This window comes from Flavobacterium sp. (assembly GCF_027531905.1).
GTDB lineage: Bacteria > Bacteroidota > Bacteroidia > Flavobacteriales > Flavobacteriaceae > Flavobacterium.
Genome location: NZ_JAPZSU010000024.1, coordinates 19,361 through 37,560 on the forward strand (window position 1 = coordinate 19,361; position 18,200 = coordinate 37,560).

Below are 18,200 nucleotides of genomic sequence, written 5' to 3' on the forward strand. Positions count from 1 at the left end.
TTACCAACGCTACTCTTGCAAAAGTATTACAGCAAGGAGTAGCGTTTTTTTTGTTTTTATCTGAGGTGTCCTTTGCATCAATAGAAGGTTTATTACTTATTTTTGTTGCTCCTGAAATTAAAATGGCTATAATGATACAAATTAGTATTCTTGGTTGCGGTTGGCTCGGTTTGCCTTTGGCGAAAGCCTTATTAAACGATGGTTTTTCGGTGAAAGGTTCGACAACCTCTGCTTCAAAACTAGGCGATTTAGAAACGCTAGGCGTATTTCCGTTTTTGATAGCATTGCAACCTAATGCCATTGAAGGCGATAGCACTTCGTTTCTAAGGGGAAGTGAAACATTGATTATAGATATTCCACCCAAATTGAGAAGCAAGAACAACGAGGATTTTGTGGGTAAAATGCAAACCTTGATTCCTTTTATCGAACAGTCCGATGTCAAAAAAGTACTGTTTGTAAGCTCAACTTCGGTCTACGGTGAAGATAATGATTTGGTCACTGAAGAGACACCTTTGAATCCCGATAGTGAAGGCGGACGTCAATTGGTCATCGTAGAAGATTTGTTGCAAAAGAATACACATTTTCAAATGACCATCCTTCGTTTTGGGGGACTCGTAGGATCTGATCGAAATCCAATACGAATGTTATCGGGCAAAGAAAATTTACCCAATGCCAAGGCACCCATTAATTTCATTCACCAAACGGATTGTATCGGAATCATTCAAAAAATTATAGCACTCAATTGTTGGAACGAAACCTTCAATGCCGTGTCGCCGTATCATCCCACGCGCGAAAACTATTATCAACAAAAAGCGCGCGAATGGCAGTTGGTAGCACCTACTTTTGACCCAACTTCTTCGGGAACCGGAAAAAGGATTAGTAGTGATAAACTACAATCGATTTTAAAGTATACTTTTGTAGAAACTCCGTAATCTTTTGAGAAAAAAAATTAAAAATGCAGTAACAGCTCCATTTACTACCTTGGGATTGCCTATGTTGGCCTTAGCTTGGGTGAGTATCGCTTGGGGTACGACTTGGTTAGCCTCCAAAGAAGGCGTAAAACATATGCCAGCACTTCAGTTGGCCGCCATTCGTCAGTTTTTGGGTGGTGCTTTGTATGTAGGCTTCTTTTTAGTAAAAAAAACACCTTGGCCCAAAGGCAAACAATGGAAATCCATTTTGATTTTGAGTATGCTTAATTTTGCGCTGAGCAACGGACTGAGTACTTGGGGTGTGAAATTCATTCCGAGTGGTTTGGGTGCGATTATTGGCGCAATGGTGCCTATTTGGATTGCGATGATTAGCTTTTTCAATGGTGAACGCATCACCCGATTGGCTGTTTTTGGAATTGTCATTGCCTTTGCGGGGGTATGCGTTATTTTCTATGAACATTTGGCCGATTTCATCCGACCCGATTTTCAATTTGGGATTGTACTTTCTGTGGCAGCTACCATTACTTGGGCTTTTGGTACCTTGTACACCAAAAAAAAAGCCGCTAGTTTTAATCCCTATTTTAGTTTAGGATTACAAATGTTGATTTCTAGCGTATGTCTTTTTGCTTTCACTGGAGCTACTGGTACCAATATTCCGCTGACACAAATTCCTGCCGCTTCTTGGTGGGCCATTGCCTATTTGGTAGGTATTGGTTCGGTGTTGACCTTCATTGCGTTCATTTATGCCTTGCAACATTTACCTACCGAATTGAGTAGTGTGTATGCTTATATCAATCCTATCGTGGCGGTACTTTTAGGCGCTTTTTTGTTTGACGAAATCCTCACCGCGGCCATAATTATTGGCGGTACGGTTACTTTAACTGGCTTGTATATTATCAATTTTGCTATGCAACGCCATCGAAAACGAATACTAATCCAAAACTAAAATAATATGAAGTTCAATGCATTTATTTTAATTCCGACGTTTCTAGGCTTGACTTTAGTGCAAGCACAGCAAAAAAACACGGGTATTTTGCCTAACGAAAATTTGATTACCGAGAACATTGCTGCCATTCCCAAAGAGTTGGCCGTTCAGGTTAAAAAATACTCCGAGGCTCGTGGTGCTTCTTTGGCAGAAATTCATCCCGTAAAAAACGATATTATCATTACGACCCGTTTTGGTTCTACAGCACAATTGCATCGTGTGGTGCAACCTTTGGGCGCGAGAACCCAAATCACTTTTTTCGACGAACCTGTTAGTGGCGTGAGCTACGAGCCTACCAAAGGCGAGTATTTGATTTATTCCAAAGATGTGGGCGGTAATGAGTTTGGGCAATTGTACCAATTAGACCTCAAAACCCTGCAATCGACTTTATTGACCGATGGTGGGCGTTCACAAAACGGCGGCATTACTTGGAGAGCCGATGGAAAAGGGTTTTATTTCTCCTCGACCAAACGCAACGGCGGAGACCGTGATATTTATTATATGGACCCCAAAAATCCTTCAGCAGCCAAAATGGTGCTGCAAGTAAAAGGAGGCGGTTGGGGTATTTTGGATATTTCTAAAGACAATTCACAACTGTTGATTGGCGAATACATCTCTGCCAATGAATCTCATATTTGGTCTTTGGATATCGCCTCTGGGAAATTATCCGAAGTAACAGATAGAGCCAGCAAAGGTGTGATTCAAAGTGGTGCCAAATTTGGAAATTCGACCAACGAAATTTGGTTTTTAACCGATAAAGACAACGAATTTGAGCGTTTGGCTATTTTGGATGTAAAGACCAAAAAAGTGAACTATCTAACGTCTAAAATCAATTGGAATGTAGAAAATTTTTCTTTTTCGGAAGACAAAAAACAATTGGTGTTTATCACCAACGAAGCGGGTCGCAACAAAATGTATTTGATGAATACCAAAGATCAGTCGTACAGTGAAGTCAAAAACATTCCAACAGGATTGATTGGTGGAGCGGAGTTTACAAAGGACAACCAAAGTTTATTTTTTATCCAATCGACGGCTCAAACGGCTTCAGATGTGTACCGTCTTTCGCTAAAAAATGGCAAAATCGAACAATGGACCGCAAGCGAATTGGGCGAAATGCAAGCGTCTGATATGGCGTTGCCAAAATTTATCGAATGGAAAAGTTTTGATGGCTTGGGCATTTCAGGATTTTATTATCCAGCAGCTTCAAAATTCACAGGAAAAAGACCCGTGCTGATTCAGATTCACGGTGGGCCAGAGGCACAATCGCAAGCATCTTTCTTGGGCGCAAGCAATTTTTACACCAACGAAATGGGCGTGGCGATGATTTTCCCGAACGTGCGAGGTTCTGCGGGCTTTGGTAAAACCTATTTGGCCAAAGACAACGGAATGTTACGTGAGGATTCCGTAAAAGACATTGGCGCGCTATTGGATTGGATTGCCCAACAACCCGAACTCGACAAAGACCGCATTATGATTATGGGCGGAAGTTATGGCGGTTATATGACCTTGGCCACGGCCTTTCACTATGCCGACAAAATCCGATGCTCGGTAGATATTGTGGGGATTTCCAACTTCAATACCTTCCTCAAAAACACCGAGGAATACCGTCGCGACCTGCGAAGAGTAGAATATGGCGATGAACGCATCCCCGAAATGGCCGCTTTTTTTGATAAAATGGCGCCTTTAAACAATACCGATAAAATCAAAAAACCGTTATTCATCATTCAAGGCACCAACGACCCTCGCGTTCCTGTGACCGAAGCCCTTCAAATGCGCGACAAACTCAAAGCACAAGGCAACACGGTTTGGTACCTCGAGGCCAAAGACGAAGGCCACGGCTTCAAGAAAAAAGCCAACGTCGATTACCAACGACTGGCCGTCATCCGATTTATGCAAGAGTATCTTTTAAAATAATCCCACAAAACCCATTCCCTGCGAGTGGGTTTTTTGTTAGGAGAAGGTAACGTTAAAAGATAGTCTCTTCATGAGGAGCACCCGATACCTGCCCACCACACGAGTCGTCCCGCTGTACGTTGCAATCTCTTGTGCCAAACCCTGGCACAAGAGGATTTTCACTACCATCGGGGCTAGGCGAGAACGTTTGGTTTTCATAAGCCAAGCACTGCTAATGAAAATCGTGTTTTTTAAATGATTTTCCAGTTGTTTTCCTGCAAGGTTTTCAAAACCTTGTAGGTATGTTGTTTGAATCCAAATACCTACAAGGTCAAAAAAAGACCTTGCAGGAAAATCGTAAAATAGTTTAATTCTGGTTTGTTAAGTATATGTACTCTCGTTGAAAACGGGAACATATGGAGTTTGTAATCAAAAAAAATATAATATTTTACGTTTGTAACCACAAAATATTATATTTTTTTATGATTATAAGCGTAAAATATTATATTTGTAATATGATAGCACGTGATATTTCTAAAAACATAGCCGAAGATTGGACAAATCAAAAAGCCATTGTTTTGTTAGGACCTAGACAAGTAGGAAAAACAACTTTGATTCAGAAATTGGTAGAAAACAAAAAAGTTTTGTTCTTAAATGGGGATAATCCGCAAACACGATTAACTTTTGCTAATGCCAATTTTAATTTTTTATTACAAACGGTACACGATTATGATGTGATTGTGATTGACGAAGCCCAACGTATTCAAAACATTGGAGTTACTACAAAAATGTTGATTGATGCAAAACTAGACAAACAAATCATTCTTACCGGTTCTTCATCTTTAGACTTAGGAAACGAAATTAATGAACCCTTAACCGGCAGAAAATGGGAACACCAACTTTTTCCATTGTGCTGGAACGAAGTTAAAAATCACTACTCTTTTGCAAATGCTTATGAGCGTTTGGAAGAATTTTTAATTTATGGTCTATATCCTGAAGTGGTTACGGAAAGCAAGAAACAAAAAATCTTATTGCAATTGGCCGGTAGTTATTTGTATAAAGATATTTTAGAATTGGTAAATATAAAAAAGCCTGATTTGTTAATGAAACTTCTTAATGCACTAGCCCTTCAATTGGGCAGTGAAGTATCTTACAATGAACTGTCTAAAATTTTAGGAGTCGATAGAATGACGGTTGTAAACTACATTGATTTGTTAGAAAAGGCATTTGTTATTTTTAGATTGCACCCGTATTCTAGCAACCAACGCAACGAAATTACTTCAAAACCAAAAATATATTTTTATGATAATGGCATTCGTAATGCTATTATTGGGCAGTTTGCGCCACTAGTAAACAGACAAGATTTGGGTGCCTTATTTGAAAATTTCTTCATTAGCGAAAAAATAAAAAAATTAACCTACGATGGTTTTTATGGTAAAACACATTATTGGAGAAACACACAACAAGCCGAGATTGATTTTATAGAGATCTTAGAAAATGAAATTTCTGCTTATGAAATCAAATACAATCCCAATAAAAAAGTACTTTTCACCAAATCATTTACGGAAAAATATCACCCAAAAAACACCTATGTGGTCAATAAAGATAATTTTTGGGAATATTTATAATTTACTTCAAGTGGCAATCGTTTGCAACGCGTGCAGCTTAAATCGTAGCGGTTGTAATGCGACTTTAATTGGGGATAGAGCGTTTGGTTTTTCATCAGCCAAGGAGTACTAATACAAAACTTGTTTTTTTAAATAATTTTCCAGTTGTTTTCCTGCAAGGTTTTCAAAACCTTGTAGGTTTTTTGGGAACGCCTAATGTTAGATTAATTGTTTGTAATCAATGCTTATTTCAATTCCAACAATCAAAACCAATTTAATATGACTAACCTTGTAACGAAATGGTAATTTGACACTCAAACTGAGTAACTAAATTTTAAACATAAAAAAGATGCTTTTAACAACCACCAATTCTGTAGAAGATTATAAAATTATTGAGTACAAGGGTATTGTCTCAGGAACTGCTGTAAATGTCCAAAAAATGACTATGACTTTTAATATGCAAAAATATTACGATGGAGTAAGTCAGAGTATTGCAGAGGTAAAAGAGCAGGCATTGGAACAACTTAGGCAAAATGCTGAAAAAATAAACGCGAATGCTGTAGTAGGAATACTTGTGGATATCGAAGTAAAAAGCAGTGAGTACTTAATTTCTGCTACTGTAACTGGCACTGCTGTAAGTATTATTAAGCGATAGTATAGTAGTTCGTCTAAGATGCTATTTTAATTGATACAGTAGCATAGTATTTATGCAGGACGAACGGAATGCATTTGTTATGTAGTTCGATTTGTTTTATACCAACAAAAAACCCATCCGCTTTAGCGGATGGGTTTTGGTATTTTTAGAACAGTAAGTCTTACCAGATTTTTACTCTTTTCTCTGGAGCGATATACATACCGTCATTCGGTTGAATGTTGAAAGCATCGTAGAATGCATCTACGTTTTGTAAAGGCACATAGGCTCTGTACATACCTGGAGAATGCGGGTCAGTTTTTACTTGTGATTTCAAGGCTTCGTCTCTCATTTTGGAACGCCAGATGGTAGACCAAGAAATGAAGAAACGTTGTTCTGGTGTATATCCGTCAATCAATCCTGGGTTGCCGTTTTCTTTTAAGTACAATTGCAAACCATCGTAAGCAGCATTTACTCCTCCTAAATCTCCAATGTTTTCACCTAAAGTAAATTTACCATCTACAAAAGTACCTGGAAGCGGTTGCAAAGCGCTGTATTGCGCAGCTAAAGCACCGGTCAAAGCACCAAACTTAGTTAAATCTTCTGGTGTCCACCAGTCTACTAAATTACCATCGGCATTGTAACGTGCTCCTGAATCATCAAAACCGTGAGAGATTTCGTGACCAATAACACCTCCAATTCCACCATAATTTACAGCTTCGTCAGCTTGGTAATTGTAAAATGGCGGTTGCAAAATAGCGGCAGGGAATACAATTTCGTTGTTCGATGGATTGTAGTACGCATTCACCGTTTGTGGTGCCATACCCCAACGGTCTTTGTCAACAGGTTTGGTCAATTCAGCAAAGTTTTCTTTATTACGCCAAATAGCAATGTTTCTTACGTTCTCAAAAAATGTTCCTCCTTCTGCTGGACTTTTGATAGTCAAAGCAGAGTAGTCTTTCCATTTGTCTGGATAACCAATTTTAACTCTTAATTTGTTTAATTTGGCAATGGCACTAACTTTCGTTTCAGCCGACATCCAAGGTAAGTTGTTGATGCGGTTTTCGTAAGCACGGAAAATGTTTTTAATCATTTTTGCTGCCTTTTCTTTAGCTTCGGCAGGGAATTTTTTCTCTACGTATAATTTTCCTAAAGCTTCACCTACAGAACCTGTTACGGTTTGTAAAGCTCTTTCTTCAAAAGGTCTTTGTTTTACAGCACCCGTTAAGGTTTTGCCATAAAATTCCCAGTTGGCTTTTTCAATTTCTGTAGATAATTGGCTTGAAGCTCGGTTCAATAAAGACCAACGCATATACGCTTTCCAGTCGTCTACTTTGTTTTCTTTAAAAAGGGTTTCTAATGCCGTCATATATTTAGGTTGCGACACGATAATCGTTTGATTCGTTGGCAAACCAATTTTAGTAATATACGTAGTCCAATCGATAGATGGCGTTAGTTTTTGTATTTCCGCAACCGTCATTGGGTTGTACGATTTACGACGGTCTCTTCTTTCTACACGGTCAAAACGAGGTTTAGACATTTCGATTTCTAGAGCCAAAATTTTCTCCGCATTGGCTTTCGCTACTTCAGGTTTGTCGCCTAAATATTGCAACATTTTAGCCACGTGCAGTACATATTTTTCTCTTTTTTCTTTAGAATCCTTTTCGTCACTTACATAATAATCACGGTCAGGAAGCCCTACAGATCCTGGCCCTAAGTTAATTACATTGACGTTGCTGTTTTTAGCATCGGTACCTACACCAGCGCCAAAGAAACCAATGCTACCCGTAGGTTCCATTTCGATTAATAAAGCTTGTAGGTCTTTTACGTTCTTAACCGCATTAATTTTTTTCAAATAAGGTTTTAGAGGAGCAATACCTAATTTGTTTCGACTTACGGTATCCAACATGGTTTTGTACAAATTGATGGCTTTACCTTGGTCGGTATTCGATTGGTACGCTGGGTTGTTGGCGGCTTCTTTTAGGATAGTCAAAGCATCCGAATCGGTGCGTTGACGCAATTCGTCAAAGCTTCCCCAACGGGTTTTATCGCCTGGAATTTCGGTTGTGTTCAACCAGGTTCCGTTTACATAGCGGAAAAAATCATCGCTGGGTTTGATGGTTTTATCCATGTATTGGATATTGATTCCTGGTTCTTTGGCGGTCGAAGCGGTTTGCGCTTGGCTCCATCCAAAACTAAGCACTGCTGGCAAAGCCAAAAGTAGGCTGGTGGACTTTTTTGGGTTCATATTAAAATTTGAATTAGTTACGGGTATAGGTGTTTATAAATAAGGTAATGTTACATAAAAAGTTGAGTTTTTTGCAAAAATAAATGCATTATTAAGGGAATTCTGTATAAGCAACTGATTTTTTGTTGGTTTTATAAAAGTATTAATAAAAATACAACTTTTAGCTTTTCACTTATGGCTAATGCCGAATTACTACTGTTTTTTTTTGCGTGGGTTCAATGTCATTAAGTTAAGGATTAAATGATAAAATAATTGCTGATTTTTGAGTAACGATTTTTGATTGTTGATGTATAAGATACAAACTTTTGCTTTTTGACTAATGACTTTTAACTAATTACTACTGTGCTTTTTTTGCGTGAGGGGTGCAGTGGAGCTCTTTTTTTATCCCGTTTTTTCGCGGGATAAAAAAAAGCGGGAACGGAGACCCGACCCGAAGCCTCGTTTTTTCTACGAGGCGAAGGGGCACGCCCAAATTATTTTGAAAAGCGTAGTGCAAGGCAGACCGTTGTTTTGTAATTTTGCGCGAAATTTAAATGTTGACTTTCTATTTTATTCTAAAAACCTACAAATGAAAGCTTTCTTCTATAAGTATCGTATATTTTTTGGTGTTTTATTGGTATTTTCGGCGATTACTATTGGCTTGTTTTACAATGCGTTGAAGCCAGAAAAGACTTTGCCTATTTACAATCCTGCCGACGTGAATCCAGAATTGGTGGACAGTACGGTGCAATATGTGAGTAAGGCGCACACGATTGCTGATTTTTCGTTTGTGAATCAAAACGGGAAAACGATTACCCAAAAGAATTATGAAGGGAAAGTGTATGTGGCCGATTTTTTCTTTACGACTTGTGGTTCTATTTGTCCCAAAATGACCAAGAACTTGGCCGAAGTGCAAGCGGCTATAAAAAATAATCCCAAAGTAATGCTTTTGTCACACACCGTTTTTCCTGAGACAGACAGTGTGCCTGTTTTAAAAGAATACGCGCTAAAACACGGCGTGATAGATACCAAATGGAACTTGGTTACAGGCGATAAAAAGGAAATTTATACGATGGCTCGAAAATCGTATTTGGCCGTTAAGTTGGGGAAACCCGAAGAGTTGTACGATATGGTACATACCGAAAATTTTGTGTTGGTGGACCAAAAAAAACGCGTTCGTGGTTTTTATGATGGAACCAAAAAAGAAGATATGACGCGATTGATAGAAGATATTAATTTTTTGTGTGCTAATTAGTTTGGCGAAAATGGAACGCTAATTCCAATAATTTTCACGAATTCAGCTGTGTTTATGAGCGTGATTTTCAGTTCTGAAATGGAACACGGATGACGCTGATTTAAACGGATGCACACGGATTTTTATTGGTCTCAAATAAACTTTAAAGCTATGCACTTTCGGGGCTTTTCGTTTTAGTTACTAAAAAAAATATTACCGCAAATTCGCAAATTTTGAAATATTTTTAATTGGAATAATTTGCGAATTTGCGGTAAAAATTTACTATCCAACCTTTCAGACTTTGAGTTTGTGAAATCAAATCTTTGGACTTTTAATTCATAGTGTTTAGTTTAAACCCGCGTGAATCCGTTTCATCCGCTTCATCCGCGTGCCATTTAAGTTGTTAGTCCACCTAACAGACAGTCAGATTCTTTTTTACAATTGTGATAATTATCATTTGAATTTCTATTATAATATGTATTTTTGCAATCTTAATTCAATCTAAATAAGGTTTGCCAACAACAATACATTCACTCAAAAAAGGGGAAAAAGCCATTATCAAAGACTTTGATATTGATGCGATTCCATTAAAATTGCTCGAAATGGGCTGTTTGCCTGGTAATGAAGTAGAGTTGCTGCAAATCGCTCCCTTCGGTGATCCGTTGTACCTTAACATTAACGGATCGCACGTTGCCATTCGAATAGCAACGGCCCAGGAAATAGAAGTGGAACGAATCCAATAAAGCTAATGACCAGCAATCACAACATCAATGTCGCTTTGATAGGGAACCCGAATGTGGGGAAAACCTCTGTTTTTAATCAATTGACGGGTTTGAATCAACAAGTAGGGAATTATCCTGGAATTACGGTAGAAAAAAAGGTAGGTTTTTGTAAGTTGCCTTATAATTTCAAAGCCAATATTCTGGATTTACCAGGTACCTATAGTTTGAATGCCAGTTCTATCGATGAAAATGTGGTGATTGAATTACTGCTCAATAAAAATGATAAACTCTATCCTGATGTAGCCATAGTGGTGACAGATGTAGAGAATTTAAAGCGTAATTTGTTGCTTTTTACCCAAATCAAAGACCTTGAAATACCGACTATTTTGGTCATAAATATGGCCGATCGAATGGAATACAAAGGCATCAGTTTGGATATTCCTTTTTTAGAAGAAAAGCTAAAAACCAAAATTGCTTTAGTGAGTTCCCGAAAAGGATTTGGAATTGAGGAATTGAAAAATTTAATCGTTTCGTATAAATCCATTTCTAATGAACCTTGCTTGAATGCCTCTGTGATTGATACAGACTATTTTGAAAATCTTCGCAAGGCGTTTCCAAATCAATTGCTGTATAAGTTATGGTTGGTGATTACTCAAGATGTGAACTTTTTGAATTTAGAACGAAAAGAAATTCAGAGCACGTTCACCAAATCGCATTCGGATTTGAAACGCTTGCAGCAAAAAGAAACCATTAAGCGCTACCAATTCATCAATGATGTGTTGAAAGTGGGAATGACCATCGATCAATCTATTGCTAAAGATTTTAGAGCCCAATTGGATCGTGTGTTGACGCATAAATTCTGGGGCTATGTAATTTTCTTCTGTATATTGTTTGGTATTTTTCAATCCATTTTTGTGTGGTCAGCAGTGCCAATGGATTTTATCGACAGCTCCTTTGCTAGTTTGAGCGCTTTGTCTGCCGAAGTCTTACCTGCAGGAATGTTGACCAATTTGATTTCGCAAGGAATTATTCCAGGAATTGGCGGTATCTTAATTTTTATTCCTCAGATTGCCTTTTTGTTTTTGTTCATTTCTATACTTGAGGAAAGCGGATACATGAGTCGTGTGGTGTTTTTGATGGATAAAATCATGAGTAAATTTGGGTTGTCGGGCAAGAGTGTCGTGCCTTTGGTTTCGGGAACGGCTTGTGCTATTCCTGCGATTATGGCGACTCGTAATATCGAAAATTGGAAAGAACGCTTAATAACCATTTTAGTGACTCCGTTTACGACTTGTTCGGCGCGTTTACCAGTCTACGCCATCATTATTGGATTGGTGATTCCGGATCAAAGGATTTTGGGGATTTTCAACTTGCAAGGATTAACCCTAATGTTATTGTATTTGTTGGGATTTGGAATGGCAATTTTTTCGGCTTATGTTTTAAATAAAATATTGAAGATTAAAGGGAAGTCTTATTTCATTGTGGAAATGCCCAACTACAAATTGCCTTTGTTTAAAAACGTAGGCATTAATGTAGTCGAAAAAACCAAAGCTTTTGTGTTTGGCGCTGGAAAAATCATTTTGGCGATTTCAATTATTTTGTGGTTTATGGCGTCGTATGGTCCAGGTGAAAACTTCAGTAATGCGGAGCAAATTGTAGTAAGCAAACACGCTGATAAACCCCTTTCTGAAACAGAGTTGGAGAACGAAGTGGCTTCGCAAAAATTAGAGAATTCCTATATCGGAATCATGGGTAAATCTATTGAGCCTGTTTTAACACCTTTGGGTTATGATTGGAAAATAGGGATAGCCATTATTAGTTCTTTTGCAGCGAGAGAAGTCTTTGTAGGTACCTTGGCCACGATTTACAGCGTTGGTGACACCGATAATGAAGACACCATCAAGAATAAAATGCAATCCGAAATCAATCCTTTGACAGGCGAAAAAGTCTTCAATTTTGCTTCTGGGATTTCTTTACTACTATTTTATGCTTTTGCTATGCAATGTGCTAGTACACTAGCGGTCACTCGAAAAGAGACCAACAGTTGGAAATGGCCGTTGGGTCAACTTATTTTCATGAGTGCTTTTGCTTATACGGTAGCTTTAGTAGCCTATCAATTATTGAGTTAATGTCGCAGAACAAGTGTTAAAATTAATTTTTAATTTGTCTAAATAAGAATTGAAAAGTACATTTGCAGCATAGAATTAATCTAAATAAAAATGAAACTATTATTCTCTGCGCTTGTATTGGTAACAAGCAGTATGGCTTTCGGACAAGTAGATGTCAATGATGTCGCTTTAAACGACACTGTAAAAAAATTATACCCTGTAACCGTTTATTATAAGAAACAACCTGTAGAGCGCTTGAAAGAAGTGCAAGGAAATAGTTTGTTTTCTGGAAAGAAAAACGAAGTGATTTCATTACTAAATACCAATGGAAATGTAGTTACCAACAACGCAAGAGAGATTTTTGCCAAAGTGCCGGGCGTTTCGATTTGGGAAAATGAAGGATCTGGAATACAAATCAATGTGGGAGTTCGTGGATTAAGCCCAAACAGAAGTTGGGAATTGAATACGCGTCAGAATGGTTATGATATTTCATCGGATGTTTTTGGATACCCAGAAGCGTATTACAATCCGCCATTGGAAGCAGTAGGCAATATTCAATTGGTCCGCGGTGGTGCCTCACTACAATTTGGATCACAGTTTGGCGGTATGCTCAACTATGAATTAAAACGCGAAACGGAAAAGGCTTTCTCTTTTGAAACTCAAAATACAGTTGGGAGTTATGGACTTTTTAGCTCATATAACGCTATTGGCGGTACCACAAAAAAAATAGACTATTACGTATATAATCATTCCAGACATGGTGATGGCTGGAGAGAAAATGGACACTATTCTGTGCGCAATACCCACGCTTATTTTGCCTATAAGTTCAACGAGAAAACCAAACTTTCTGCTGAATATACCAATATGGATTATGACATGCAGCAAGCGGGAGGATTGACGGACGCACAGTTTGAAGCTAATCCGCAACAGTCTCTTCGCAGTCGTAACTGGTTTGGTACGCCTTGGAATGTAGGAGCTTTGATTTTGGATACCCAATTCAGTGATCGCTTGAGTTTTAATGCGAAACTTTTTGGATTAATCGGAGAACGAAATTCAGTAGGTTTTATAAAAGCTCCAAATTTGGTCGATGCAATTAATCCAGCTACAAATGCTTATGACAATCGTCAGGTAGATCGTGATTTTTATAAAAATATTGGTTTAGAAACCCGAAGTATTTTTAAGTACACACTAGGAACAGAAGAACAAAAATTAGCCTTTGGAATTCGTTTGTACCAAGCCAATATGAACCGTGTGCAACAAGGAAGAGGAACGACGGGTTCTGATTTTGATTTGACGATTGAAGGTCGTTACAATCGTGATTTAGATTTCACCACAGACAATTTTGCAGCTTTTGCAGAAAATCAGTTCAAAATTACCCCAAGATTAAGTGTGACACCTGGTGTGCGTTTCGAATCGATTCGTTCTACCAGTGCAGGAAGAATTAATATCATTAATGGAAATGATGTTATAGCGACTCCGCAAGACATTACTCGAAATGTAGCATTGTTTGGTTTAGGAGTAGAATACAAATGGGAAAGAACAAACTTTTATGCTAATTTCTCACAAGCCTTTCGTCCAGTATTATTCTCAGACTTGACACCTTCTGCAACTACTGATGTGATTGACCCGAACTTGAAAGATGCAAAAGGTTATAATTTTGATTTTGGATATAGAGGTTCTGTTCTTGGTTTTGTAAACTTTGATGTGTCGTATTTTTATATGTCATATCAAAACAGAGTGGGAGGAATTTCTAAATTCGAAAATGATGATCCAACAACACAAAAAACTTTTTTATTTCGAACCAACTTAGGGGAGACTACACACAAAGGATTTGAAGGATTTGTAAATGTGAACGTAGCCAAAGCATTTCAGGTAAATGAGACAATAGGAGATATTAACTTCTTTGCTACGATGTCTTTCATTGATGCTACTTACACTGATTTTAAATTTACTCAAGTAAAACCTAATCCAACAACTGGAAATATAGATATTATTGAAAGCAATTTAGCTGGAAAACAAGTAGAGAATGCGCCACGCTACATCCACAATTTTGGTATTAGTTGGGATTTCAAAAATATTTCTACCACGTTTCAAAATCGTAGAACTAGTAAGATTTATACCGATGCCAACAACACCGAAACTCCATCAGCAAACGGTGTAACGGGAGCTTTAGCAGGATTTAGTGTCTATGATTTCTCTATGAAATATGACTTTTTTGGGAATTATAATATTAAGTCGGGAATTAATAATCTTACGAATGTTAGTTATGCTACTCGTCGTGCTGGAGGTTATCCTGGACCTGGCGTATTGCCAAATGATGGACGTACTTTTTACATTAGTATTGGTGCCAAATTTTAAATAAAGCCTACCTTTAACCCAGATTTCTAATGCGGAATCTGGGTTTAATTCTTTAAAATGAACCTACTATGTTGGTACAAGAAATCATCGCTTTTTCCTTATTGGCTATTGCCATTGGTTTCCTTGTTCGAAAGTTTTTCTGGAAAAAGAAGTCCAAAAAAAACTGTGGAGACGGGAATTGTGGGTGTGGTTAAATCCCTATATTTGTAAGTCATTTGTCCAAAACGGCACTCAGTATTATGGTTAAATGATTTGAAAAACAGTCTTATAGGTAATATTCTGATGAATGTTTGTTTAAATGATGTCATCTATCACACAGTTAAAATAATCTACAGATGAAAAATATTTCAGGTGTTGAATTTAAAAGAGATGTTTCGGGTAAAGCAAAATCGGTAACGATAGATTTACAAAAACACGGAGAAGCCTTACAGTTTTTTTTAGAGCAAGTAGGCGCTTTATCTGAAGAAGAAAATTTTGAAAAAAAATGGTCTGAGGGTATTTCAGGAGCCGAATTGGTCAAACGTGTTCAAACCCATTTACGCACTTTGCCTTGGAAAAAAGAATAGTTTATACTCCATCATTTGAAAACTATTTAATTACGATTCTATTTTTTGACGAGTATTTCAGTTATATAGAAAATGCAGAAAAATAGGTTGTTGCGCTTCGAGATGAAATCGAAAATTATATTGATGTAAGGCAACACTACAAAACGCCTAAATTTTTAAGTCAATATGGAAGCTACTTTATAGTAGTTTCGCTAAATAACAAAACTTCTTGGTATGTCTTTTTTGACCAAAGAGACCAGCGTTATTTGGTACAGTATATCCCTAATAATCATATGGAAGAAGCTAGTTCACTTACGGTGAGTTAAACCCGCTTCACATACAAGTTTCCAGCGATTTTTGACGATACGGTAAGTGGTGTATCGTTGATTATTAAATGTAAAGACGCATCAAAATTTTCTCTTCCCAATACTTTGATAACCGCTCCTAAAGCAATTTTTTGTTTGTTCAAGTATTGCAGAAAATCGGCAGAGGAATCTTTTACTCCCACACAAATAGCGGTATCCTTTTCAGTCAATTCTGAGAGTAATAGTTTTTCTGTTTTAGTGATTTTTCCTTGTGCGTCTGGAATGGGATCGCCGTGAGGGTCTTCGGTTGGGTTACCCAAAAAATCATCAAGTTTATTGATGAGTTGTTCGGATTTGATGTGTTCTAATTGCTCGGCGATGTCGTGTACTTCGTCCCAAGTAAAACTTAATTTTTCAACTAAAAATACTTCCCAGAGACGGTGTTTGCGTACAATCATTTTAGCAGCGTGCATTCCTTTTTCAGTTAAAGAAACCCCTTGGTATTTGATGTAATTGATTAGTGCTTTATCAGCCAATTTCTTCAACATATCGGTTACCGAAGAAGCTTTGGTTTCCATCATTTCGGCAATGGCGTTGGTAGGCACTTCGGCTTCAAGCTGCACCGTCAAATGATAAATGGTTTTTAAGTAATTTTCTTCGGAGTGGGTCATCATATGAAATGGAATTTTTAACCTCTTTCAGTTTTTAAAGCCAGAACGGGGTTGTTTTATTTTTTAGCATTATTAATCAATACTAATGGAATGGAAATCTTATGGCGCAAATGATCGATTGTGGTTCCCAACAGTAAATCTTTAAATCCAGTATGGCCATGCGTACCCATAATAAGTAAATCGAATTTGCCTTTATTGACCAATTTTGGAACTACTTTGTTGGGCTTCCCAAAACCAAGTAGGGTTTTGACGTGGAAACCTTTTTCTTGAAACATTTCTTTGTATTCTAGTAATAATTTTTCGTCAATGGTGGTTTCGTGATCGTCGGTTTGTTTGCCGTACATCATAGCACCAACAGTTTCAACCACATGAATCAGCGTATATTTAGCCTCTTTTCCACCCATATTAAAGGCGTAGTTAATGGCAGTTTCATCGGCAAAAGAAAAATCGACGGCAATAGCAATTTTTTGAGGGAGATGCGCCTCGGTAGCATTGAATTGCAAGGCCATATTATGTGGCGAATGATTTTGAATGGTATATTTTGTCTTGGTTAAGAACGGTTTTATAACAATATAAAGTAGTAAAATTAAGAAACCGATTGCAAGAGGAACTACAGTTAACCATAACACCATTGGATTTTGAGACTCCGACAACCAACCTTGAATCTCGTCAAAAACCAATTTAGCGTTTAGCGAAACAATAATCAAAGCAATAGTCCAAGCGGCTATTTTAGTCAGCGTGTTGATATGAAAACCATTCATTTTGTTTTTATCGCTTACAAAATGGATCAATGGAATAATGGCAAATCCCAATTGTAAACTTAAAATCACTTGACTGAAAATAAGTAGTTTTCCTGTGACACTTTCGCCATAAATCAAGATTACAATAACTGCTGGAACTATGGCTATTATTCTGGTAATAATGCGGCGAACCCAAGGCTGAATACGTAAATTCAAATAGCCTTCCATCACGATTTGACCCGCTAAAGTTCCCGTGATTGTTGAACTCTGGCCAGCAGCAATCAATGCCACGGCAAATAGGATAGAAGCCCATTTAGTGCCTAAAATTGGTGCCAAAAATTTATGAGCATCTTGAATTTCGGCTACCTCAAATAGCCCGTTTTTGTAGAAGGTGGCGGCTGCCAAAATCAAAATAGCGGCATTCACAAAAAAAGCCAAATTCAGCGCGATTGTTGAATCAATTAGGTTGTACTTTAAGGCTTGTCGAATGCCTTTCGGACTGCGATCAAATTTTCGGGTTTGCACCAATGACGAATGCAAGTACAAATTGTGAGGCATTACCGTGGCTCCAATAATTCCAATGGCAATGTAAAGCGCAGCTTCATTTGGAATGGATGGAATCAGTCCTAAAACGACTTTGTCTAGTTCGGGTTGCGCAAAAAACATTTCAAAGACGAAAGAAAATCCTATGATGGCCACCAAAACTATGATAAAAGCTTCCATTTTTCGGATGCCTTTGTTGATTAAAAAGAGGAGTAAAAAGGTATCCAAAACTGTAATCAAAACGCCTTCAATCAACGGAATGTCAAACAGTAAATTAATTCCAATCGCCATTCCGAGTACTTCGGCCAAATCACAAGCAGCAATGGCAATTTCAGCCAAAAAATATAAAATGTAATTCACAAAAGGCGAATAGGTCTCGCGTGAGGCTTGTGCCAAATCGCGTTGGGTGACAATCCCTAAACGAGCACTCAAACTTTGCAATAGCAATGCCATAAGATTACTCATCAGCAATACCCACAATAGTGAATAGCCAAATTGACTTCCACCCGCAATATCAGTAGCCCAGTTGCCTGGATCCATGTAGCCTACACTTACGAGATAAGCTGGGCCTAGAAAAGCAAGGATTTTTCTAAATTTTGATTTTTTATTTTGCGTAGTCACCGATTGGTTGACTTCTTCTAAGGAATGACTCAATTGTATAGTGTTTTAAAACCCAAATATATACAAAAAAAGTTTACT

At 37.8% G+C, this 18,200-nt stretch carries 14 protein-coding genes; 11 read left to right on the top strand and 3 right to left on the bottom strand.

The genetic code is table 11. The annotated features are described in order from the left end of the window. Window positions 1–131: 131 nt before the first annotated feature. The 5 genes from O9307_RS07380 (at window position 132) to O9307_RS07400 (ending at window position 6,072) form a co-directional block, all read left to right on the top strand. Complete coding sequence (locus tag O9307_RS07380; protein ID WP_298297117.1) at window positions 132–932, top strand: SDR family oxidoreductase; 801 nt, start codon at window positions 132–134, stop codon at window positions 930–932. Between the two features lie 4 nt (window positions 933–936). Then, window positions 937–1,878 (top strand): EamA family transporter, encoded by a 942-nt coding sequence (locus O9307_RS07385; RefSeq protein WP_298297120.1) that lies wholly within the window; start codon window positions 937–939, stop codon window positions 1,876–1,878. Window positions 1,879–1,884: 6 nt separating this feature from the next. After that, window positions 1,885–3,831 carry a prolyl oligopeptidase family serine peptidase gene (locus O9307_RS07390; protein ID WP_298297124.1) on the top strand — a complete coding sequence of 649 codons (1,947 nt, stop codon included), beginning with the start codon at window positions 1,885–1,887 and terminating at the stop codon, window positions 3,829–3,831. A 494-nt stretch (window positions 3,832–4,325) separates the two neighbouring features. After that, window positions 4,326–5,438 carry an ATP-binding protein gene (locus O9307_RS07395; protein ID WP_298297129.1) on the top strand — a complete coding sequence of 371 codons (1,113 nt, stop codon included), beginning with the start codon at window positions 4,326–4,328 and terminating at the stop codon, window positions 5,436–5,438. A gap of 328 nt (window positions 5,439–5,766) precedes the next feature. Further along, window positions 5,767–6,072: a heavy metal-binding domain-containing protein gene (locus O9307_RS07400; RefSeq protein WP_298297132.1), complete on the top strand. Its 306-nt coding sequence runs from the start codon at window positions 5,767–5,769 to the stop codon at window positions 6,070–6,072. 160 nt (window positions 6,073–6,232) lie between these two features. Here O9307_RS07400 and O9307_RS07405 read toward each other — a convergent pair whose 3' ends face one another. Further along, a complete protein-coding gene (locus O9307_RS07405; protein ID WP_298297135.1) occupies window positions 6,233–8,296 on the bottom strand; it encodes a M13 family metallopeptidase in 2,064 nt (687 codons plus the stop codon). 568 nt (window positions 8,297–8,864) lie between these two features. Between O9307_RS07405 and O9307_RS07410 the strand changes: the two genes are divergently transcribed. The 6 genes from O9307_RS07410 (at window position 8,865) to O9307_RS07435 (ending at window position 15,263) form a co-directional block, all read left to right on the top strand. Next, window positions 8,865–9,530: an SCO family protein gene (locus tag O9307_RS07410; RefSeq protein ID WP_298297138.1), complete on the top strand. Its 666-nt coding sequence runs from the start codon at window positions 8,865–8,867 to the stop codon at window positions 9,528–9,530. Window positions 9,531–10,021: 491 nt separating this feature from the next. After that, the gene (locus O9307_RS07415) at window positions 10,022–10,252 is read left to right on the top strand and encodes a FeoA family protein (RefSeq protein ID WP_298297141.1); all 231 of its coding nucleotides are present in this window, start codon (window positions 10,022–10,024) and stop codon (window positions 10,250–10,252) included. 5 nt (window positions 10,253–10,257) lie between these two features. Further along, window positions 10,258–12,360, top strand: coding sequence for a ferrous iron transport protein B (gene feoB / locus O9307_RS07420; protein ID WP_298297144.1), 2,103 nt, complete (start codon window positions 10,258–10,260; stop codon window positions 12,358–12,360). 90 nt (window positions 12,361–12,450) lie between these two features. Beyond that, window positions 12,451–14,697 (top strand): TonB-dependent receptor, encoded by a 2,247-nt coding sequence (locus O9307_RS07425; protein ID WP_298297147.1) that lies wholly within the window; start codon window positions 12,451–12,453, stop codon window positions 14,695–14,697. 68 nt (window positions 14,698–14,765) lie between these two features. Further along, window positions 14,766–14,891: a FeoB-associated Cys-rich membrane protein gene (locus O9307_RS07430; protein WP_298297149.1), complete on the top strand. Its 126-nt coding sequence runs from the start codon at window positions 14,766–14,768 to the stop codon at window positions 14,889–14,891. 141 nt (window positions 14,892–15,032) lie between these two features. Next, on the top strand, window positions 15,033–15,263 hold the full coding sequence (locus tag O9307_RS07435; RefSeq protein WP_298297151.1) for a hypothetical protein: 231 nt from the start codon (window positions 15,033–15,035) through the stop codon (window positions 15,261–15,263). Window positions 15,264–15,564: 301 nt separating this feature from the next. Here the strand turns inward: O9307_RS07435 and O9307_RS07440 are convergent, their stop codons facing one another. Next, entirely contained in the window at window positions 15,565–16,218 is a 654-nt protein-coding gene (locus tag O9307_RS07440) for a metal-dependent transcriptional regulator (RefSeq protein WP_298297217.1), read from the bottom strand. Between the two features lie 56 nt (window positions 16,219–16,274). Next, entirely contained in the window at window positions 16,275–18,155 is a 1,881-nt protein-coding gene (locus O9307_RS07445; protein ID WP_298297153.1) for an Nramp family divalent metal transporter, read from the bottom strand. Window positions 18,156–18,200: the final 45 nt, after the last annotated feature.